This window comes from Bradyrhizobium genomosp. I (2014), assembly GCF_000261685.1.
Taxonomy (GTDB): Bacteria; Pseudomonadota; Alphaproteobacteria; order Rhizobiales; family Xanthobacteraceae; genus Bradyrhizobium.
In genome coordinates this window covers 1-526 of the sequence record NZ_AJQE01000507.1, presented here as the reverse complement: position 1 = coordinate 526, position 526 = coordinate 1, and the positions used below count along the sequence as shown (strand labels likewise).

1 pseudogene is annotated in these 526 nt (G+C 62.4%); it reads right to left on the bottom strand.

What is annotated here, in order from left to right:
- Positions 1–10 precede the first annotated feature (10 nt).
- A pseudogene (locus IC50_RS38285) lies at positions 11–526 on the bottom strand (IS5/IS1182 family transposase); the annotation flags it as partial.

Genomic DNA, 526 nt, shown 5'->3' with positions numbered 1-526 from the left:
GAGTCGATCGTTAATAAGCCGAATTGGGCTGAACTGGACAGTTGAGCGTTGGCCAGAGTGAGAGCAGGAAGAGGGACAAAAGGTCTCTGAGCCAAGCCAGGACACGGCGGAGGTTGTGGCCAACGGCCGAGAGGAGAACGTTAGCGGCATCTCCGGCGCGGCCTTTGAGATAGCAGCGGCCAAGGTGACCTTCGTTCTTCATGTGTCCGATGATGGGCCCGATGGCGGAACGGCGGCGTAGCTCGCGCTTGATGACGCCGAAGACGCCGCGCTTCTGGCCCGAGATGAAGACGCGGCGGGGATTTTGTGTGTCGTGGCCGCGATATCCCTTGTCGACATAGGCCCGTTCGATCGGGCAGCCGGTGAGGCTCTCGGTGCGCTCGATGACGTTGCGAAGGGTGTGACCGTCGTAGGGGTTGTCCGGCAGCGAGCAGGCGTGGAGCACGAACAAGCCGCCCGGAGCTCTTTGGTTGTTGGTGACGATGGAGGCCTTCACGCCGAACTCATAGGGCGCGGCGGCCTTGCC